Raw genomic sequence first — 20,428 nt, forward strand, 5'->3', positions numbered from 1 at the left:
AAATGGACGAGCCAAAATCACGATAGGGAGATAGTATATGGTGAGGTTAATGGTAATCCTGCTTTGTCTGGCGTTCCCACCAAGGTGGGAGGATTCTTCACTTCTGCAACCCTTACAATTCTACGGGAATGGAGATAAAGGGGCAATAAAGAAGTGGACTACTCCGTGGATAAAAATTATGTCAAAAACGGCTCTACAGAGCCGTTTTTTGGATTTTAGACACCCCGTGGACTATTGACATCACACATGTTTTCATTGTAAAAAACATTTCCAATGTAACTTTTTGGACACATGGCAGGATTGACAAATACTATAATTCGTATATAATAGCGTCTGAATGTACCCAACCCGAGCATTTCGCTTGAGTTGGCTCAAAAACAAGGGGAGATGTCCCATGCACCTGTCAAGAATTTCCTTCCTCATCGGTTTTTGTCTCTCCGGATTTGCGGCGCTGGAAACAGTTGCCATCTTCTGGTACGGCAACGAGACCGCCCACTACGAATGGGCCATCACAGCCCGGCTGACTGTGGGAATGGCCCTGATGATTTTCGGCATCGGCGTGGAGGTCTTCCGTAAGAAGTAACCTCGATTCAAATTGGGCAATCCTGCCCGAGTTGGCTCAAAAAGGAGACTGTAGGCATGAGAAGTGAGACGAGTGACGACGGCGTCACGAGTATCGAGTATGTGGAAAACAGGGGTCATGTCGTTGTCCACGGCCATACTGCCGTCGCCGTGAGCAACGACCTTGCGGGAGTTCTGATGAACATCGCCCTCTTCCAGAAGGAGATGTCCGCCCGGTGGAAGCTCATAGGCCCTATCCAGCAAGGTTCAGGGCCCCGCGGAACTTTCTATGCGACGATGGTCTTCGAAGACCTCGCCGCGGTCAACGTCGACGGTGGGGAAATCGATTAGTATTCTCGTCTCTGCCACCACTATCGCCCGCCGGCCAAGCAACATGCACAAGCATGTGCTCGGTCGGCGGTTTTTCTTTTCTACTTTCTACTTACTACTTTCTACTCGTTTAGGTTTCGGATTTCGATATTCGAATTTCGTATTTTCATTGATTATTGGTGCTTGGTTATTGGTCATTTCTTACCGCTTACTACTTACTACTTTCTACTCTTGTTTGTATTTTGTTATTTGCCATTTGATATTTGCTATTTGGCCACCATGCTATTATGCGTCCATGCACTACCTTGAAAGCCTCAATCCTGCACAAAAACGAGCTGTTTCACATACTGACGGTGCTCTTATGATTATTGCTGGTGCCGGGACAGGAAAGACACGCGTCATAACCACCCGCATACTCCACCTTATTAATAGTGGTGTCCTTCCCGAGAAGATTCTCGCCATTACCTTCACCAATAAAGCGGCGACCGAGATGCGCGAACGGGTTGGACATCTCCTTGGAACCGACCTACATACCAGCTACCACATACCAGCTACCACCTCTCCTTTTGTGGGAACCTTTCATTCCCTCGGTGTCAAAATCTTGCGAGAAAATGTGACACGTCTTGGTGTGACAAAGTACTTCACCATTTTTGACCGCGATAATTCTCTTTCGGCAATCAAACGAATTGTAAAAGACCTCGGATTAGATCCCAAACAACATTCACCAAACGCATTTCTCTCCGTTATTTCAAAAAACAAAGGCGAGGCAACAACACTTTCAAAGTTTAAGGAAAAAAGTGGGCTCAACTATTTTGAGCGACTCGTTGTTCCTGTGTGGGAGAAATACGCCGAGGTGCTTACAAAAGAAAAAGCATTTGATTTTGATGATTTACTTCTTTCTACATTGGAACTCCTCAAAAAGAATCCAGATATTCTTGAACACTACCAGAAGCGTTGGTCACACATTCACGTTGATGAGTATCAAGACACCAACACGGTGCAGTATGAACTCACCAAACTACTCGCGAGCGGACATGGGAATATTTGTGTTGTCGGTGACCACGACCAATGCATTTACACATGGCGAAGTGCCGACATGCGCAATCTCGCGCGATTTGAAAAAGATTTCTCCCACGTAACAGTTGTGATGTTGGAAGAAAATTATCGTTCAACACAAACAATTCTCTCTGCAGCAAATAGCGCCATCGCACAAAATGAATTTAGAAAAGAAAAGAATTTGTTTACTAACAGTGCTGATGGAGCAAAAATAGAACTCTACACTGCGGCAAATGAAAATGACGAAGCAATGTGGATTGCTGCGCGTGCTGCAGAATTAATTGCGTCTGGTACTCCCGCAAACGAAATCGCCGTGTTGTTTCGTGCAAACTTTCAGTCACGCGTACTTGAAGAAGCGTTTCTCAACACGCACGTACCATACCAAATGCTTGGTGTACGTTTTTTTGAACGAAAAGAGGTGAAGGATATTCTCTCGTACATTATTGCCGCACTTAATCCAGACAGCACAACCGCTATTTCTCGAATTATAAATGTTCCAGCGCGCGGTATTGGAAAAACAACACTCCTTAAAATTCTTTCATACCAAGAACATGACTTGCCAGCAAAGATGAAAGAAAAGATTGAACGATTTCGTGCGCTACTTGGACGCATTGCGGAATACACCCACACACACAAACCATCCGAGGTAGTTAAATTTGTCATCAAAGAAAGTGGAATTGAATTAGACCTCATACATGGAGGTGATGACGACATTGAACGTCTCGCCAACATGAAAGAGCTCGCCACACTCGCGGTGCGATATGACACTCTTCCACCAGAAGAGGGCGTCTCAACATTTTTGGAAAACGCATCACTGGCAAGTGATCAAGACGCACTCCGCAATGACGAATCATCGGTGAAACTTATGACCATTCACGCTGCAAAAGGGCTTGAATTTGCTCATGTTTTTATTTCTGGTCTTGAAGAGGGGCTCTTTCCCGATGAACGAAGTGAGACGCGCGAAACACCCGAGGAACGCGAGGAGGAACGCCGACTTTTTTATGTTGCACTCACACGTGCACGACACCAAGCACATCTTTCGTACGCATTTATCCGCACCATTTTCGGAACACCAACCATCAACACACCGTCACGATTTATAACTGAAATGGATAGTGAGCTTGTGGAAGATGTTACCCCTACAAATGAGTGGAAACCCCAAGGAGGTTTTGGAAAAGGCCTTTTGGATATAGATTTTTAAGGTATATTCTTTGCAGGAGTCTTGCTTCTGTACAGAAGCAAGACTCCTGCAAAATAAAAACATGGCACACCGTGCAAAAAAAGAACTTGGACAAAATTTTTTGAAATCTAAACTTGCGATTAGCAAAATCGTTGAAGTGGCTTCCTTATCCGCAACAGACACCGTTCTTGAAATTGGACCAGGCAAGGGAGCACTTACACGAGCACTCCTTGATACTGGATGCACTGTTATTGCAATTGAAAAAGATGGTGAACTTATTGTATTGTTGCAAAAAACTTTTGCAGAAGAGATTGCATCAAAAAAACTAACACTGATTCAAGGCGACATTCGCACTGTTGATTTTTCTCATTACCTGCTACAAGCTACGAGCTACAAGCTCATTGCCAACATTCCCTACTACATCACGGGAGAAATTTTAGAATTATTTCTTGAACACGGACCACAACCAGAACGCATTGTGGTACTTGTACAAAAAGAAGTTGCACAACGAATTGTAGCACGTGATAAAAAAGAAAGTATTCTCTCACTGTCGGTGAAAGCGTATGGCACACCGAAGATTGTGATGAATGTGTCAAAGAAATATTTTTCTCCTGCACCAAAAGTTGATTCGGCCGTGTTGTGCATTTCAGATATTTCAAAAAAGAAATTTGCAGGTGGTGATGAAAAGAAATTTTTTACACTCGTCAAAGCTGGCTTCGCACACAAACGAAAACAACTCGTCCCGAATCTTGCGAGCCTGGTACCAAAAGAAACGCTTTCGCGTTTCTTGACGGAGCACGGACACTCCGCGAGGGAGCGTGCGGAGGAATTGTCGGTTGATGATTGGCTTGCGTTATCTCAAACTACAAATCCGACCCTGTAATAAATGATATAACCCCCATGGTTGGAATAAGAAGTGGCTCACCTTCGTATGTGATATAACAGGTTTGGGTTCCTGGTACATACAATCCTATTGTCTTCGACGCAAAGGGCATATTCCAGTTCGCATATCCTTGAGCATATGTGTACCCGACCCATGCAGGTGTGAGCATGCCCGGGGGAGCAATGACGATTGCCCATGTGTCGCTGTAATAACAGAAGAAACGATAATAAATAGTTCCACCAAAAGGAAGTAGGCTGACGGCAAGTGCTTCTTTTGGTTTTAAAATAGTAACAACCGACGTTAAGAAGCGAAAAAGGAGGTTCCCTGTTTTTTGTGCTTGAGGAATCGCCCAAGTAATGTCGTCCGAGGACTGTATTAATTCAATAATATCTTTTTTTGAGTCTTTACGAATTTGGTTCTTAACAGCATCTTTTGTTTTTGAATCCATGTCATTCAAATATCCTCCCTCATCCAAAAAGGCAATGAGTATTTCAACATTGTTTTCATTTTGATTTTGTACGAGATCCATCACCGCCCTTGTCGTCGGCGGACTCGCAATGGTTTCTGGGACAATCTCCGTATCCTTTCTTGCCATCAACATCTCTGTATCAGAAATAACCACCAAATTCATGCGCGACACAATACTGGTAAATAGTTCTTTTGTTTTTGCATCTGGGCCCACTTCAGCAGGTATAGTACTGCCAGTGCCCATATCTTCAATGACAATAGTAGGTGTATCACTTATAAACGCACGCGTACTTGGACCAAAAAAACCGGTTCCTGACACTAATCCAGCTGGTATAAGTATTTCTTCGCGATACAGCTCCTGATACCTCCGTACCGCATCAGCGGTCAGCACACCATAATACGACGTTTCATACCCCGGAGACCCGTCGCCTGCTTCCGCAACATGCGTTACTGTGTTTTGATTCAAAAGTATTTGTAACTGCCACACATCACCACCAGAGTCGCCGAGACGCAGGTTGCGGGAAAACGTTTCCGCAGAAGCACGGGCGGACAGCAACAAAAAAAATACACCGATAAAAAAACTGGCGCCCAATACCAGACGTGCGCTGGAGGGCGTGCCCCAAAAAGCCTTTTTGTGCGTGGACATATATATAGTATAGCGTAGAATAAAGGATGATAATACGTGGGGTATACACTTTTATTCTATGCAACCTGATTCTTTTTTACACAAACCAAGCAAACGTATTTTTGCCCTCGGAATAATTGCTATCGCGGTGATTGCTTCTGTTGTTCTTTTTAAAATAAAACCATCAACCACCCAACAGGGCGTGCTCAAAAATGAGGTGGTAAGCGGTACCATTGTTACCGAAATAGATTCTGATGCAGACGGACTCAAAGATTGGGAGGAGGCACTTTGGGGTACCGACCCAAAAATGACGGACTCGAATGGAGATGGAATTGGTGACCTTGCAGAAGTGCGAAATAAAAAAATCGAAATACAGACGACACGAGAACAAATTCTTAATTCTGCAACGAGCAGTATGTTTTCTTATTTTGAACAGGGTACAAACATCACCAAAACCGATGCTCTTTCTCGAGCACTCTTTGAACAAGTTATTGCATTTAAAACTGCGGGAATTCCTCTCACGAAAGAAGATGCAATACACATCGCTTCAACGCTCGGAAGTGTGATTGAACAGGCACCAGACACAAACCAGAAACAATTTCAATTAAGCAACCTCAGTATTATTGAAACACCAACCACTGCACAGTTACATACCTATGGAAACACTGTTGCAGGAGCGCTTAAGGTTACTGTGTCCGAACAAAATAACGAATTTTTTGTATTTGAAGAGTTTGCAAAAACAGGAAACGTTGCCTCTTTTGTAAAACTGAGCCCCGTTATTCAGCACTACAAAGATGTTGTTGCCAAGCTACGCGGTATTGCCACCCCACGAGACATTTCCGCAAGCTACCTTGATTTTATTAATACAACACAAATAACAGCAACTATACTTGGACAACTTCAGACCGCCTCCGTCGACTCCGTGGCTATTATTCCCGTGTTACAAACATACCAAACAAACTACGACGCCCGAGTTGCCGCACTTCGTGCCATTAAAACGTATCTTGTTGCGCAAAATATCACCTATACCGACTTTGAAGACGGGTTTTTACTTGTTACTATGGACTAGTTCTGTACATGTTCTCTCATTTTTATACAAAAATAGTCGTTACTCTCCTCGTTGTGCTTTTTGTCATAACACCCGTTGGTTTATCTCTTTCTACGGGCATGCAAGTACAACGTGTCCAAGCAGGATCACTGCCTCTTGGCGAGCTTGGTAAGGGCTTTGTTTCCACGGTTGCAGCGTGTGCTATAACTGCATTTATAATGAAATATGTATCTGGTGTTGTTGCAATTTTGCCATCTGCGACAGTGCCCGCAGGAACGGCGGAAACTCCTGTGAAAAAAATGCTTGACTGTATTCTCTATGGTGTTGTAAACGTAATTATTGAGGACATGATAAAGAGCATCACGAGGTGGGCACAGAGTGGGTTTGAAGGAAACCCCGTGTTTGTTACTCAATTGGACTCCTACATGCGCGATGTTGTTGATAAACAGATAGGGTTATATCTTGAAAGCAAAATTCCACTGCTTTGTTCTCCGTTTAAACTTGATGTCCAGCTCGCCCTCATGCAGTCATACCAAACAAGTTCCGGGAGATATCAAGGGAGCTGTTCGCTCACAGAGGCGGTTGGGAACGTTGAGGGATTTCTTGGTGGAAACTTTTATGACGGTGGCTGGAATGGGTGGGTAGATTTGGTAAGCAACCCATACAGCAATCCCTACGGCTCATACCTTGAAGCGGACAGAGAGATGAAAATAAAAATCTTAGCAACTACAGATAAACAAACAAAAGATATAGCCCAAGGGGCGGGGTACTTGTCTAAGCAGGTGCAACAGTGTTATGCGATGGTTGACGGGACAAGGGTTGATATGACAGCAGAGGATTATGAAAACGCCAATACTCCCGCTGGTGCAGATGATGTTGGTTGTGATGAACCACGGACAGTCACCCCTGGTTCATATATTCAAGAGCAGGTTGCAAAGACAACTGGACTTTCTATGGAGCGACTGTCTTTTGCAGATGAACTTAATGAAATGATAACGGCCATTGTTGCCTTCTTGGTACGCGATGTTCTTCTCGGAGAAAAAGGTCTTGCGGGATACGACCCGAACGATTTCCTCGACGACACATATCCAGACCTTCCAAGTCTTGATGAGATTGAAATACCTGGGGTTGATACGGGTGGTGATTTTCAAATGTGTTTGCCAGAAAATTTGTGGGAAATATACCCACTTTCCGATGGAGTACCTGGTCAAGCGATAAGAATTCCATCAAGCCAATACCCTGCAACTGGCTTGCCATTTACCTCAACGCCTTCAAACCCAAGCTTAGAGATTCCTATCAACATGGGCGTAAAACAAAACTACTCACGTGTACAAATTTCGTTTACTGTAACCGTTGGTGACCAATATCAATGTGTTCCGGTCGATCCACCCACACCCGAATGTCCGGTATCTCTTGGTGACCAATACAATGTTTTTTGGCTTCACAGAGATACGGGTTGGGGGCAAAACGATGTGGTTGAACTTGTTTCAAGACAACACGGAGGACAACTGGCCTTTAAGACAAGTGTTAATCTAGTCAATGGAAGTCCTTGTGCGGCAACACTAAACAATGGTTCTCGTTTTTCTTTTGTTGCTGGTCAGACATATCGCGTTGAAGTAGATTACAACCCGGGCCTAAGGGGTTTTGAGTCCGGCGCTTTTGGCCAAATGTCGTTAAAAATTAATGGCTCTGCTGTTGCAAGCCTAAACACCGGCACTAACGGCCAGGGTATTAATGTGTTGCAGAGTAATCCTCCTTTTGGAAAACATAAGGGCAAGGGTGGTTTTAAAATAGTGCTCGGTGGTGCAGAAAATGCTGAGGGTAATGAGGGTGCCCCCTATGGTTGGACATGGAGAGATCTGAATGTTGTATTTACACCCGGTCCGGCAACCACCGCGGATAGTGGTGATGATGATGGCAGCGGTTGTGTTCCTTGGGGAACAACAACGTGTGAAGGCCCTGTTCCAACAGCAACACTCACCGCAACAAGCCCAGTGAACTCTGGAACTCCCACAACTATTTCGTGGAGTTCAACGGACGCAACATCGTGTGACGTAACGCAGGGCTCAAATGCAGGATTTTCTACTGGTAGCGCACTATCAGGAAGCGATACCTCGTTTAATCTCACCGCAACTACAACGTTTGCAATTCGCTGTAGAGGAACGGGTGGGGCAGCAAACAAAAGTGCAACTGTTACTATCGGTGGTGCACCAACAGCAACCCTCACCGCTTCTCCAAACCCCGTAAACCCACAAAGCCCAACAATACTGACGTGGAGTTCCACTGGTGCAACAGCGTGTTCAGTAACAGCGGGCTCAGATTCAGGATTTGAAATCGTCGGCAGTGCACCTTCGGGAAGTGATGACTCAGACGACCTTATAGCTTCGGCAACAACATTTGCAATTCTCTGTACAGGAACAGGCGGAACGGCCACCGCAAGTGTTGTTGTTAATGCTGACGCAACACCGACGCCACTACGACTCTTTATTGACGATCGCGACACCCCCGGACAGATGGAACTCTATAAAGAAGCGAGTTCTGGAATCACGAAACTCTCTGGACCACTTGTGGCCGACGGAAACGTACTCTTCTTTAAGGTCTCGCAGAATGGCCGGTACGTGGCGTACAGTGCCAGTGCTCGTAATTACCTAGACTATGAACTGTACACCGTGCCAATCACGGGTGGTGCTGTTACGCGCATTAGCCACACCTTGCCGTTTGACTATGATGTGAAGAATTTTGATTTCTCGCCAGACGGTCAGCGTGTCGTCTACCAAGCAGGCCGAACATCTATTGGGTTGTGGGAGCTGTTCTCCACACCAAGCGCGAGCGCTGGAGCACTGCGTATCAGCCAACAAATGGACGCTGGCGAGAATGTGCAGGTACAGCCAGGACAGGAAGAGTTTAAAATAAGTTGTGATAGTGAAACGGTCTACTTCCTCGCCGACACAACGGCAACAGAAGTATATGAGGCATACTCGGTGCCCATCGGTGGTGGCACGATTACACTAATTCCAGGAGGTCAGTTGCCGGTGTTTCCATGTGTGGTTCCTTTTTAGGTGGAGTTTTAAGATTGGGGTGGTACGGTTGAGGTACATAAAATGAAGCAAATCAAAAAGTGTGTAACTCTAAAAAATATGTTCACGTGGGGTAAAAAAAATCCAAGTCCAGAACTTTGCCAAGCGACATTATCTCGCGGGGCAAAAAGCGCGCAAAAAAAGTGCTGGATTAAGTTTGTGTTGCCACTTCTGTTTGTGGTTGCTGTTCTTACCACATTCTCCGTACCAACCCAGGCACACGCATACGAATGTGACCCGCCACGAGAAGGTTACGTGGACATGCACATGGGTTCTGGGTGTGTACTTCTTCCAGACAATCCTAACCTTGAGGGGACGGGCGCAGAGGACAAAGAAAGTGGTGGCTTTTGGGATATCATAACAAAGCCAAGAATCCTTGTTGCGTGGATACTTTATATTGTTCTTGAAATACTTGGAATACTTCTTGCGGTAAGTGGTGCTCTTTTAGATTTCAGTATTCAGTTCTCCATAGTAAACATGAGTCAGTTTATTTCCGGAACAAACGGAATAAATGAGGGTTGGACAATTATCCGAGACCTCATGAATATTGTCTTTGTGTTTGCACTTCTCTTTGTGGGAATTAATACCATACTTGGTTCATGGTCTAGTTCATCTTTCAACACAAAACTCATTCCCAAAATTCTCTTGGCCGCCCTGTTTATCAACTTCAGCATGATGATTACCAAGGTTGTTATAGACACATCAAACATTCTCACTCTTGAACTTTATGTTGCTACGAAAAAAATCTCTGAACCCGTAGCAGGTGTTACACCTCCTGAGGGTATTAACATGAATACTACGGGACTTGCGGGGGGGATAATGAACAGCCTGCACATGACCTCTTTTCTAAATGGAAAACTCACAAAAGAGGGGAGGGCTGTCGCAATACCCGACTCGGCAGATAGAAGTTTGTTGACCAATGTGACCATGGGAATCATTGTTGTGCTCGTTGCCATGTTTATTTTTCTCATCATGGCATTTATGTTCTTGGCGCGAATGGTTATTTTTATTATTTTGATAGTTACCTCACCAATAGCATTTATGGGGGGGCTTATTCCTCAGCTCAAATCTCAAGCGGATAAGTGGTGGGAAGCGTTGTGGGGTCAAGCATTTTTTGCTCCAATCTTTTTTGCAATGCTCTTAGTGGTATTCAAAATACTTAATGACCCCCATTTTCAAGATTTTGCAGCCCGTCCCCTTGATCCTAATGGTACTGGTATTGAGGGTCTTGATTTATCAAACTTTGTTGCTGGCAGCGCTGAAGTTATTGTTAAATATATCATCGTCATCTACCTCCTTGTTACTGCACTCATTGTTGCTAAAAAAGTTTCAAGTGATGCAGGAAAGGGTGCTGCTGGTTTGGGTTCAAAACTGGCGGGTGGCGCAATATTTGGAGGCGGAGCACTTCTCGCCCGACAAACACTTGGACGCGCCGGAGAAGGGTTGGCAAAATCTGGGAGGGTTGGAAGGTTGGCAGAGTCAACAAACCCATTCATAAAACGTGTTGGCCAATCACTCTCTGCGGCAGGAAACTGGACACAAAAGGCAAGTTTTGATACACGGGGTCTCAAAGCTGCCGCTAGCCTTGATGCTGGAAAAGCTGCTGGTGAAGGTGGTCTGATTGGTAGACGCGAAGCACGAAGTAAGGGGAAGGAGGAGCGTCTTACTATGTACGCAAAGAACAGAGCAATAGCAGGACAAGAGGTGGCAGTACGAGAAGCCGAGGCAGATGTTTCGAAGAAAACGAAAGAGGGCGCAAGTGACGATGACATAAAGAAGGCAAATGACAATCTTGCTATACAGAAAAGCGCGCTTGTTGAAATGAGGGGTGGCCCATCAAAAGAGCGCAGAGAACTTGCTGAAGCAAGTGCAAAGCTTACTCTTGCAGAAGAAACAGAGCTTAACACTACAATGAAAATAATTGCACTGCGAAAAGAATATATTGAAGACCTTGAAAACCGAAGAGACATTGCAAAAGAGGGTTCAGATGAGAAGAGGAAGCTTGAAGAGGAAGTAACAGACGCCAAGAAAAACCTTGAGGAATACAAGAACGGTATAAAAGGTGCGGATGGCACGGTGACTGGGGCTAAATCAAAAAACATATTGGATGTGATTGGACTAATGGAGACACGGGGCAAAATTGAAAAAGCCCAAAAAACCACCACCGCAACGGCCCTACGAAAATTGGGTGAGGAGTATGCTACTTCAGTAGTTGTAGCAACACATGATGCGGGAGTAAGAGTAATACGAAAAGGACTAGAGGACTCAGAAAAAGGTAGTCTCGCCAAAGAAATCGCAAAGTTGAAGGCGGAAAAAAAGGACGCGAAAGAACCTGAAGTGAAGACACCGGCACCGGCGGCGCCGGGGGGACCAGTGCCACAGCTAGGAAACCCACACAGCCCAGAATAGAGGGAGATCTGTGGTGGTTAATATAGTACATTGTATGAACGAAGAATCTCAAAAAATCATCAAAGAAAAATTTGCCCAGCTTCCTCCTGCTTTACAAAAAGCATTTACGGAGATTGATCTTTTGGGTCGTGTGCGAAATATCATAACCAAAAATAATCTGCGAGTGGACGACGGGGGGTTGTTTGAGGATGAGGTTATGTTTATATTACTTGGTTTAGAGCATCCAAATAACTTTATTGCGAACCTTACCACCCGACTGCATGTTCCCCTTATCACTATTGAAAAACTTGTTATTGATGTAGAGAAGGAAGTTTTTCTTCCTGTGAGAGAGTCCTTGATGAAGATGTTTCCAACTGGGGAACACGGAGCAACCCCCGAAAAACTACCTGTCGCACCAGCAACGTCTCAACAACACTCCCCAACCGTTATCTACCCGCAAAAACCCGCCGTACAAGCACCAGTATCACAAGCGGTACCTCCTGCAAATCTTCCAATCACACCACAACCACAGACAGCCCCTGGACTAACCCGCACACTTCCAAAAGATATTGTACAAACAAAACTTGAACAAAGTTTCCGCATGCCTCCAACAACGACAACCATTAAAGAAAGTACGCCACCAACACCTGTGACACAAAAGGTGGTAGATCCGTACCGCGAACCAACTGAGTGACATGTAGCATGTAGCACGAAGCATGTAACATGTAGCTTGAAACAAGAAGTTTTAGAAAAAATTTAGGACAGGGAGTTATTGTATACTGGTGAACAAAAACTCACCGGAAACATTTCATCAAAAACTTCAAACATTGATGTACTCTTTTGTGCACAGTGTCTATGATGCAACTAAAACATTCCCCGGAGACGAGATTTTTGGTGTAACAAGTCAACTGCGTCGAGCAACACTATCTGTTGCCCTAAATTATACAGAGGGATACGCTCGTCATGGTAAAAGGGAGCTTGCTCATTTTCTTAAGATTTCTTATGGCTCACTCAAAGAATCCATGTATCTTGTGCAGTTTGCTAAAGACAGAGAGTGGATATCTCTAGAAACACATCAAAAACTGTACCAAATGGGGGATGAGATTGGTAAAATGTTGTGGTCAAGTTTTTCACATATGACATAAGATATATAACGTGTATCATGTAGCATATAATGCACAACAAAAATATGTTACATGTTTCGTGTTACATGTTTCGTGTCCTACCATGAAATTTGAAGTCCCTCAATTCATTGACATAGAAGACAAGGTGTTCGGACCACTCACCTTTAAACAGTTCATCTATCTTGCGGGTAGTGCTGGTCTTTCGGTGGTTATTTGGGTTTTTCTACCACTTCTTCTTGCCATTCCACTTATTGGTGTTGTTGTCGGACTTGGTGTTGCGCTTGCATTCTATAAAGTGAACAACGAACCATTTATTGCTCTCATTGAGTCAGCGCTTCGATACTCTCTCGGGCATAAACTGTATATTTGGAAAAAAATGCCGAAAAAAGTTACCAAAGAAAAAGAAGATGGCACACAGGAGTCCGGTATGCTTGTTCCCCGCATCGCAGATAGTAAGTTGCGCGACCTTGCGTGGAGTTTGGATGTACACGATTCACTCAATGGGGGCGGGGAATCACCACTGTAAGTGTTGGTGAGACGCACTTTCTCGGCTACAATATATACATTATGGCCCAACCAAAAGCCGAATCGACACAGGCATTCGTGCCCATCAAAGAAATTCGTAGTGGTGTTGTTGTACTCAAAGATGGGTCTCTTCGTGCTGTCCTTCTTGCATCATCTCTCAACTTTGCTCTCAAATCTGAAGATGAGCAATCTGCCATCATCATGCAATTTCAAAACATGTTGAACTCTATTGAGTTTCCCATTCAGATACTCGTGCAATCCCGCAGACTTGATATTCGCCCATACATTGCCTTGCTAGAAAACCAACTAAAGGAACAAACAATTGACCTCATTAAGGTGCAAACACGTGAGTACATTGAATTTGTGAAAGGATTCACCGAGAATGTGAGCATCATGACAAAATATTTTTATATTGTGGTGCCCTACACTGGCGCAATTGTGAGTGCCTCAAAGGGCGGTGTTCTCGGTGGACTCAAGGGGCTCTTTGGAAAAAAGAATCGTACCAATTCCGAACAAAAACTTACCGCTTTTGAAGAGAGTCGCAGTCAGCTCGAACAACGCGTTACCGCTGTAACACAAAACCTTGCGCGTACGGGCATTCGCTCAACACAACTAAGAACTGAAGAGCTTGTTGAGTTGTACTACAAAATGTTTAATCCTGGCGACTCAGAAAAACCTATTGTTCTGCAAGGACTTCAGGGGGTTCAAAAATAATATATGGGAATTCTTGATTTTATAAAAGGAAAACCAAAAAAGGCGGCACAAATTACCCCCGTGCTTCCAAAGGATATTTACGAGGCTGGTGTGCTTGAACTCCAAGACGTTATTGCACCATCTGCTCTCAAAATAACACCCCGCGCACTCAACCTTGGGGACAAGGTGGTGCGAACGTTCTTTGCTATTTCATACCCACGCTTTCTTCCAGACAATTGGCTTTCACCAGTTATCAACATGGACAAGGTGTTTGATCTCTCTATCTCTATTATTCCTGTTGATACCGCACAAGTGCTCAAAGAATTCAGAAAGCGTGTTGCAGAAGTACAAAGCCAAATTCACATGCGCGAAGATAAGGGAATGGTGCGTGACCCAATGCTTGATAGTGCCTATGAAAATCTTGAATCACTTCGTGACCAACTACAACAAGCAACTGAGAAACTATTTGATGTTGGACTGTATATCTCCATCTATTCAGAAAATGAGAGTGACCTTGATAAAACAGAATCAGAAATTCGCTCACTTCTTGAATCACGTCTTATTTATCTCAAACCCGCGCTCTTCCAACAAGAGCAGGGATTCAAGAGCGTGCTTCCTGTGGGAACCGACGAACTTGGTATCCACAGCAAACTCAACACAGCACCTCTCTCAAGCTTTTTTCCATTTGTGTCATTTGATCTTTCATCAAATCAGGGAATTCTCTATGGTGTGAACCGCCACAACTCTGGACTCATTCTGTTTGACCGATTCTCTATGCCAAACTACAACTCAGTTATGTTTGCAACATCAGGGGCAGGAAAAAGTTACGCAACGAAGTTGGAAATTCTTCGTACGCTCATGTTTGACACCGAAGTTATTGTAATTGACCCAGAGCGTGAGTATGAATTTATGGTTGATGCTATGGGTGGACGCTATTTTGATATTTCACTTACATCTCAACACCACATCAATCCCTTTGACCTACCTCCAGTGCGCGAAGATGAAACCCCAGCAAACGTATTGCGTTCAAACATTATTACACTTGTGGGACTCTTCCGTATTATGTTTGGTGGGCTCACGCCAGAAGAGGATGCCATTATTGACCGAGCTATTACTGAAGTGTATGCACTCAAAGATATTACTGGAGAACACGATTTTGCGGGTGTTGAGCCACCCCTTTTGTCTGATTTTGAACTCGTGCTTGCGGGTATGAACGGTGGAGAATCGCTCGTACAACGACTTTCAAAGTACACCAAAGGAACGTGGTCTGGCTTCATCAACCAACCAACTAACGTGGATATCAATAAAAAATTTATTGTGTTCTCTGTACGTGACATGGAAGAGGAGCTCAAGCCGGTTGCTATGTATTTGATTACACACTATATCTGGAGTGCAGTACGCCGTACACTCAAAAAGCGCCTCCTTGTGGTGGACGAGGCATGGCTCATGATGAAGGATGAAAATACCGCATCGTTGTTGTTTGGGTTGGCAAAACGTGGACGAAAGTACTTCCTCGGCATTGCCACCATCACGCAGGATGTTGGGGACTTCCTACGTTCCCCATACGGACTTCCAATTATCACCAACTCTTCAATTCAGTTGCTCTTAAAACAGTCTCCGTCGTCTATTGATCTCGTGCAACAAACATTTAACCTCACCGACGAGGAAAAGTTCTTGCTTCTTGAATCTGAGCGCGGGGAGGGCATTTTCTTTGCTGGACTCAAGCACGTGGCAATAAAAAGTATTGCATCGTATACCGAAGACCAAATTATTACCTCGGACCCGTCACAACTTCTTGCACTCAAAAAATCACGAGAAGAATTACAGGCAACAAAAGAGAGTGACGTGGTAAAAACAAGTGATGTTGAACCTCTTGCAGAAAAAGTATCACAATCTGAACAACACAAAAACGAGCTTCTCACCCAGGCTGTGGATATGAAAAACGTAGAATAACCCGGCTATGTCAGAAAATGATTCTCAAGAAAATAAAAAACCGAAACGAATTGATTCTACAACACGCTACTTGTTGATTGGAACCGCAATTATTTTTGATCTTATCAGCATTATCCCTGTTGTTGGACAGTTCTTGGCCATTGGAGGGGCGGGTATCACTTTTTATATTTGGTTCAAGACACTCGGCGTATCATTCATAAGCCCAAAACGAATTGTAACCACCGCCGTTGAGTATATTGGCGAAGCAATTCCTGTTGTAAGTGCTCTTCCCCTTATAACAACTGGAACAATTATTATGATTGTGTTAACTGACATTGAGGACAAAACGGGAATCGGTTTGGCAAGTTTGGCAGCTGGAAAAATGTCAAAAGGGAAAGTGTCCACAACAGCACAACGAACAGAAAGAAAGGCTGCACGTAGAGCGGCCGATCCCGAACGAGCAACTCGGGCACGAGAACGCCTAGCCAAAATGAAAGAAAAAAAGGTTGGTATAGCGACAAAAACGAATCCTCAGGGAATGATGAGGGATTTAAAGCCAACCGAAAAGTACAATTATGGAGATGGTGGGGCAAAGGTGACATTTAAAAACCCTTGGCAGAAATTAAAGTTTAGAGTAGGAAAACCACAAATAAAGGCGACTGGTGGAGAGGAGTGGGAGCAAAACCCTGCAAGTGAACGCCTACGACTCATTCGAGGTGGTGGCCAGGGAATAAGTGCACCTAGTCAGCCACTATCAAAGTACAACGAGCCTCTCACCGACCATTCTCCTCCAACTGGTCCTGTGGAAAACAAAGAAAAAGGAACCGCTTAAAATATAAAAGAGTGCTAGTATAAAGGTATGACAACGCTTCAAAAAACAGCCATCCTTGTCTTTCTTTTTCTTTTTGGTGCTGTTGCCAACGCCCAAATAAACGTTACTACAGAAATTATCCGACCAACAGTTGAAATGATATGGGAAGCGCATTCTTATATTCCACCTTTTTATAAAGGAAAAGCACTCTATCCGATTGGTGGGGAAGTAACCGTCTTAGCGCTTCCTCCTGCTTCGTTGGGAAATCCAAACGCTCTCACCTACACATGGAAACGAGATGGGCAAGTGCAGGGGTCTCTTTCTGGTGTTGGAAAAAGTTCTTTTAGTTTCTCTGGTTCACAATTTGGAGACATACCACTCGTTGTTGTTGAGGTTTCTAGCGGAAACGCGAGAGCTGTTGGGGCGCTTCAAATTCAACAAATAAATCCAGTCATTAGGTTCTATGAAAATAAACCACTGGAAGGTGTTGCTCTTGAACACGCACTTCCTCAAACTCTCACAACGACAAAAAAGGACATAGCACTTGAGGTATACCCGTATTTTTTCTCAGCAAATACTAACAACGACAGCTCGCTTGCATACTCGTGGTCAGCAAATGGAAAAAAAATTCTTGATGCAAAAGGTCCAAGTATTGTTGTACAAAGTGATGAACCTCGTTCCATCATCATGTTACTTTCCATGAATCATGTTGCTCAAATTCTTCAACGAGCAAGTACTAGTATTCTCGTTACCTTTGAATAGTATGCGTATACTCACTAGAAAAAATGTTGTCTTTGTTTTAACTCTTGTCGTTTTCCTTGTACCCATCTTTTTTATTCATGCCGCAACAGAACCATACACACTTCTTGTCAATGATATTCCGGGTCTTGGAGAGACGGTAACACCTGGTGCGGGAGGTGGGGTGGGTGCATATCTCAATACCATTTTTAGAATAGGTCTGGGTATTGCCGTAACACTTGCCATTCTTATGTTTGTCTACAACGGAGTCATCTACATGACATCCGACATTGTTGGAAACAAAGAGGGTGCAAAAAAAGCATTCTTGAGTATTTTAGGAGGGCTCGTGCTTGTATTTAGCTCTGTGCTTATTCTTGAGGTCATCAATCCCCAACTTGTTAACTTTGGAATCTTTGAAACACTAGGAGCAATTGAACCCGCACCAGGTGGCGGGGGTGGGGGCGGAACGCCTCCTCCCCCTGGAGGGGATGGAACAACCGACCCCGCCATGGAAACCAGTGCTCGTGCATATTTAGATGCTAACCATATCACCGTAAATCAAGCCGCCTGTACTCCTGGACAAGGGGCTCCAAGTTGTATAAACGTTGGTGACATGTCGACACCTGTTGCACATCAACTTGTCGCTTTGGCTGAAGCCTGTGGATGCAACATAAACATCACAGGTGGAACAGAGCGGGGTCACACAACACACGGACCAGACAAACCTATGTATGATTTTAGTAAAAAAATAATAAACGGCCAGACACCGCCTATTACCACCTACCTTGAGGGCCTGCAAAAAGTGAAGGTGGTCGGTGGCGGACAAGTATATACTGATGGAACGAGTGAGTTCTGGGATGAGCCCGCAAATCCGGGTAGCAATTGGGGTTCACACTGGCATGCGTGTATTGGAACAACGTGTCGTTTTTAATAAATATAGTGTATGAAAAAAATTGTTATTTTTATAATCGTATTTGTTGTCGCTCTTTTTTTGGCAGGGAGTGTGTGGTGGTTTTTTACGAAAAATGATTTAGCAACGACGGGAGACGGTACACAACAGGGAACTCAAACATTTAACCCGTTTGGACTTTTTGGAGACATCACACCAATACGTCCCAGCGCAACGAGCACAGACGGACAAACACCCGACACTGGTGTACAACAAAAAAAGTTTCTTACCGCTATTTCTGAAAAAGTAGTTGCTGGTTCCACATTTGCCATCATTACACATGGCACCTCTACCGATATGTTGGTGCGTTATGTTGAACGAGAAACAGGACACATTTTTGACTACTCACTTTCAACGGGGCTTACGACTCGTATTTCAAACACTACCGTTCCTCGCGTTCGTGAGGCATTGTGGGGAAACAACGCTTCAACCGTTGCGTTACGCTATCTTACTGAGGACGGTTCTATAGAAACATTTTTAGGAACCATTGCAACATCAAGCGCAAATTTGGACAACGGATCACTTCTATCTGGATCATTCCTGCCAAAAGACATTGTATCTCTTTCTATTCACCCAACACTTCCAAAAACTTTTTATCTTACAAAAACAAATGCTGGTGGTGTTGGGTATGTTTTGAGTGAAAAAATTACAAAAAGTGTGTTTTTACACCCTTTTTCACAATGGCAAACCTCGTGGAGTGGAGCATCGTCCGTTCTTTTAACAACGGCACCGTCCTCTCAATCTAACGGAAACGCTTTCTTGCTTAACACAACAACGAAGACCTTTGACCGCATCGCCAGCAGCACGACCGCATTAACAGCACACCCTTCTCCAGACGGATTGCGTGTTCTTTTTGGATCCGTAGGACAAGCCGGTATGCGACTCTTTATATATGATGTTATGAAAAAACAAAGAACCGCACTTTCTTTCAGCACGCTTCCAGAAAAATGTGCGTGGGTAGGGGCGGGAACCCTGTATTGCGCCATTCCTGATATTCAAATTCAAACAGGGCTTCCTGATGTGTGGTATCAAGGTGTTGTGTCGTTTTCTGACGAGCTTTGGAAAATTGATACACAAACAGGAAATGCAACATTCATTTTCGACCCACACGACACAATTTCCGGTGGTGCCGACATGATTGATATAGGGGTGAGTGCTGGTGGAGGGTTTCTTTCATTCACAAATAAAAAAGACGGCCGGCTGTGGCTCGTTGATTTTTCCGCCCAACCCGTAGAATAACTTTGTTTAGTATTTTAAAAAGATGGACTTCTAAATTAGAAGTCCATCTTTTTGCTTGCTACTTACTACTTACTACTTTTTCCGTATCCAATTTCTTTCGTATCATTCCTTCTTGTGCAATTGAAAAAAGGTTGCTTGTTGTCCAGTACAGAGCGACACTTGCTGGGAGTGCGTATGAAATAAACACAATGATGACAGGGAAGACATATTTCATTTGGAGTGACATACTTTTTGCAAAATCTGCACCAAACCCCTTTTTACTTCCAACCTCTGGCGCCTTCATAAAGTACGCTTGAAAAAATTGAGAAACACCAGCAAGAACGGCTAGGGGTATGCTTTTTTGAGCAACATCAAGAAATCCAAGAAACATTGTTGAAATAGAACCTGGGTTTGATACAAATGAGTACAGAAAATCGGGGTGAATTTCAGGTAATCCTGTACGCACAAACATGTAATACAGCCCAAAAATAATGGGAATTTGGACAAGGAGAAAGAAGATACTTGCAAAAGGATTTACCTTATATGCCTTATACAGCTTCATCGTTTCCTGTGCTTGTCTGGCTGAATCATTTTTAAACTTTGTACGCACCTCATCCATCGCGGGCTGAATATTTTGCATTGCCATCTGTGTTCGAAGCGCTTTTTGTGCAAGAGGAAAGAGAATAAATCGTACGATAACCGTAAAGACAACAACAATCACACCCAGGTCCGCCCACGGAAGTGCGTGCATGAGAATTACAACACCGTTGTAGAGAGGTTGTGTAACGAGTGTAAAGAAAAAACCTTGAGACATGAGCGTAT

General features: G+C 44.1%; 18 protein-coding genes. 16 read left to right on the top strand and 2 right to left on the bottom strand.

The features are described from left to right. The first annotated feature begins 394 nt into the window (after positions 1-394). The 4 genes from NUW02_01025 to rsmA all read left to right on the top strand — a co-directional run bounded on the left by NUW02_01025 (position 395) and on the right by rsmA (position 4,010). A complete protein-coding gene (locus tag NUW02_01025; protein ID MCR4274618.1) occupies positions 395-583 on the top strand; it encodes a hypothetical protein in 189 nt (62 codons plus the stop codon). A 56-nt stretch (positions 584-639) separates the two neighbouring features. Then, the gene (locus NUW02_01030) at positions 640-912 is read left to right on the top strand and encodes a hypothetical protein (protein ID MCR4274619.1); all 273 of its coding nucleotides are present in this window, start codon (positions 640-642) and stop codon (positions 910-912) included. Positions 913-1,186: 274 nt separating this feature from the next. After that, a complete protein-coding gene (locus NUW02_01035; protein MCR4274620.1) occupies positions 1,187-3,148 on the top strand; it encodes a UvrD-helicase domain-containing protein in 1,962 nt (653 codons plus the stop codon). Between the two features lie 61 nt (positions 3,149-3,209). Next, the gene (gene rsmA / locus NUW02_01040) at positions 3,210-4,010 is read left to right on the top strand and encodes a 16S rRNA (adenine(1518)-N(6)/adenine(1519)-N(6))-dimethyltransferase RsmA (GenBank protein MCR4274621.1); all 801 of its coding nucleotides are present in this window, start codon (positions 3,210-3,212) and stop codon (positions 4,008-4,010) included. On the opposite strand, the gene NUW02_01045 is transcribed toward rsmA, so the two are convergent. After that, complete coding sequence (locus tag NUW02_01045; protein ID MCR4274622.1) at positions 3,991-5,124, bottom strand: peptidoglycan-binding protein; 1,134 nt, start codon at positions 5,122-5,124, stop codon at positions 3,991-3,993. The genes rsmA and NUW02_01045 overlap by 20 nt on opposite strands. A 58-nt stretch (positions 5,125-5,182) precedes the next feature. On the opposite strand from NUW02_01045, the gene NUW02_01050 reads away from it, so the two are divergent. From NUW02_01050 to NUW02_01105, 12 genes are all read left to right on the top strand, one after another. Further along, entirely contained in the window at positions 5,183-6,172 is a 990-nt protein-coding gene (locus NUW02_01050) for a thrombospondin type 3 repeat-containing protein (protein MCR4274623.1), read from the top strand. Between the two features lie 8 nt (positions 6,173-6,180). Beyond that, positions 6,181-9,210 carry a hypothetical protein gene (locus NUW02_01055; GenBank protein ID MCR4274624.1) on the top strand — a complete coding sequence of 1,010 codons (3,030 nt, stop codon included), beginning with the start codon at positions 6,181-6,183 and terminating at the stop codon, positions 9,208-9,210. 177 nt (positions 9,211-9,387) lie between these two features. Beyond that, complete coding sequence (locus NUW02_01060) at positions 9,388-11,637, top strand: hypothetical protein (GenBank protein MCR4274625.1); 2,250 nt, start codon at positions 9,388-9,390, stop codon at positions 11,635-11,637. A 34-nt stretch (positions 11,638-11,671) separates the two neighbouring features. After that, positions 11,672-12,310: a hypothetical protein gene (locus tag NUW02_01065; GenBank protein ID MCR4274626.1), complete on the top strand. Its 639-nt coding sequence runs from the start codon at positions 11,672-11,674 to the stop codon at positions 12,308-12,310. 88 nt (positions 12,311-12,398) lie between these two features. Further along, positions 12,399-12,761, top strand: a complete 363-nt coding sequence (locus tag NUW02_01070; GenBank protein MCR4274627.1) for a four helix bundle protein — start codon at positions 12,399-12,401, stop codon at positions 12,759-12,761. A gap of 82 nt (positions 12,762-12,843) precedes the next feature. Then, a complete protein-coding gene (locus NUW02_01075; GenBank protein ID MCR4274628.1) occupies positions 12,844-13,266 on the top strand; it encodes a PrgI family protein in 423 nt (140 codons plus the stop codon). A 41-nt stretch (positions 13,267-13,307) separates the two neighbouring features. After that, positions 13,308-13,979 (top strand): hypothetical protein, encoded by a 672-nt coding sequence (locus NUW02_01080; protein ID MCR4274629.1) that lies wholly within the window; start codon positions 13,308-13,310, stop codon positions 13,977-13,979. A gap of 3 nt (positions 13,980-13,982) precedes the next feature. Further along, positions 13,983-15,911 (top strand): conjugal transfer protein TraC, encoded by a 1,929-nt coding sequence (locus tag NUW02_01085; GenBank protein MCR4274630.1) that lies wholly within the window; start codon positions 13,983-13,985, stop codon positions 15,909-15,911. Between the two features lie 7 nt (positions 15,912-15,918). After that, entirely contained in the window at positions 15,919-16,722 is an 804-nt protein-coding gene (locus tag NUW02_01090) for a hypothetical protein (GenBank protein ID MCR4274631.1), read from the top strand. A gap of 27 nt (positions 16,723-16,749) precedes the next feature. Beyond that, the gene (locus NUW02_01095; protein ID MCR4274632.1) at positions 16,750-17,463 is read left to right on the top strand and encodes a hypothetical protein; all 714 of its coding nucleotides are present in this window, start codon (positions 16,750-16,752) and stop codon (positions 17,461-17,463) included. 1 nt (position 17,464) lies between these two features. Further along, positions 17,465-18,370: a pilin gene (locus tag NUW02_01100; GenBank protein MCR4274633.1), complete on the top strand. Its 906-nt coding sequence runs from the start codon at positions 17,465-17,467 to the stop codon at positions 18,368-18,370. 12 nt (positions 18,371-18,382) lie between these two features. Next, a complete protein-coding gene (locus tag NUW02_01105; protein MCR4274634.1) occupies positions 18,383-19,627 on the top strand; it encodes a hypothetical protein in 1,245 nt (414 codons plus the stop codon). 58 nt (positions 19,628-19,685) lie between these two features. On the opposite strand, the gene NUW02_01110 is transcribed toward NUW02_01105, so the two are convergent. Continuing rightward, on the bottom strand, positions 19,686-20,420 hold the full coding sequence (locus NUW02_01110) for a YidC/Oxa1 family membrane protein insertase (GenBank protein ID MCR4274635.1): 735 nt from the start codon (positions 20,418-20,420) through the stop codon (positions 19,686-19,688). Between the last annotated feature and the right edge of the window lie 8 nt (positions 20,421-20,428).

The sequence above is a fragment of the Candidatus Campbellbacteria bacterium genome (assembly GCA_024653945.1).
Lineage (GTDB): Bacteria > Patescibacteriota > Minisyncoccia > Phycocordibacterales > EsbW-18 > EsbW-18.

Bases quoted from the DNA above. Each gene is read 5' to 3' on its own strand.
- NUW02_01075 (MCR4274628.1), top strand. From the start codon at position 12,844: ATGAAATTTGAAGTCCCTCAATTCATTGACATAGAAGACAAGGTGTTC.
- NUW02_01055 (MCR4274624.1), top strand. From the start codon at position 6,181: ATGTTCTCTCATTTTTATACAAAAATAGTCGTTACTCTCCTCGTTGTG.
- NUW02_01030 (MCR4274619.1), top strand. From the start codon at position 640: ATGAGAAGTGAGACGAGTGACGACGGCGTCACGAGTATCGAGTATGTG.
- NUW02_01095 (MCR4274632.1), top strand. From the start codon at position 16,750: ATGACAACGCTTCAAAAAACAGCCATCCTTGTCTTTCTTTTTCTTTTT.
- NUW02_01110 (MCR4274635.1), bottom strand. From the start codon at position 20,420: ATGTCTCAAGGTTTTTTCTTTACACTCGTTACACAACCTCTCTACAAC.
- NUW02_01085 (MCR4274630.1), top strand. From the start codon at position 13,983: ATGGGAATTCTTGATTTTATAAAAGGAAAACCAAAAAAGGCGGCACAA.
- NUW02_01080 (MCR4274629.1), top strand. From the start codon at position 13,308: ATGGCCCAACCAAAAGCCGAATCGACACAGGCATTCGTGCCCATCAAA.
- rsmA (MCR4274621.1), top strand. From the start codon at position 3,210: ATGGCACACCGTGCAAAAAAAGAACTTGGACAAAATTTTTTGAAATCT.
- NUW02_01050 (MCR4274623.1), top strand. From the start codon at position 5,183: ATGCAACCTGATTCTTTTTTACACAAACCAAGCAAACGTATTTTTGCC.
- NUW02_01090 (MCR4274631.1), top strand. From the start codon at position 15,919: ATGTCAGAAAATGATTCTCAAGAAAATAAAAAACCGAAACGAATTGAT.
- NUW02_01025 (MCR4274618.1), top strand. From the start codon at position 395: ATGCACCTGTCAAGAATTTCCTTCCTCATCGGTTTTTGTCTCTCCGGA.
- NUW02_01035 (MCR4274620.1), top strand. From the start codon at position 1,187: ATGCACTACCTTGAAAGCCTCAATCCTGCACAAAAACGAGCTGTTTCA.
- NUW02_01100 (MCR4274633.1), top strand. From the start codon at position 17,465: ATGCGTATACTCACTAGAAAAAATGTTGTCTTTGTTTTAACTCTTGTC.
- NUW02_01065 (MCR4274626.1), top strand. From the start codon at position 11,672: ATGAACGAAGAATCTCAAAAAATCATCAAAGAAAAATTTGCCCAGCTT.
- NUW02_01045 (MCR4274622.1), bottom strand. From the start codon at position 5,124: ATGTCCACGCACAAAAAGGCTTTTTGGGGCACGCCCTCCAGCGCACGT.
- NUW02_01105 (MCR4274634.1), top strand. From the start codon at position 18,383: ATGAAAAAAATTGTTATTTTTATAATCGTATTTGTTGTCGCTCTTTTT.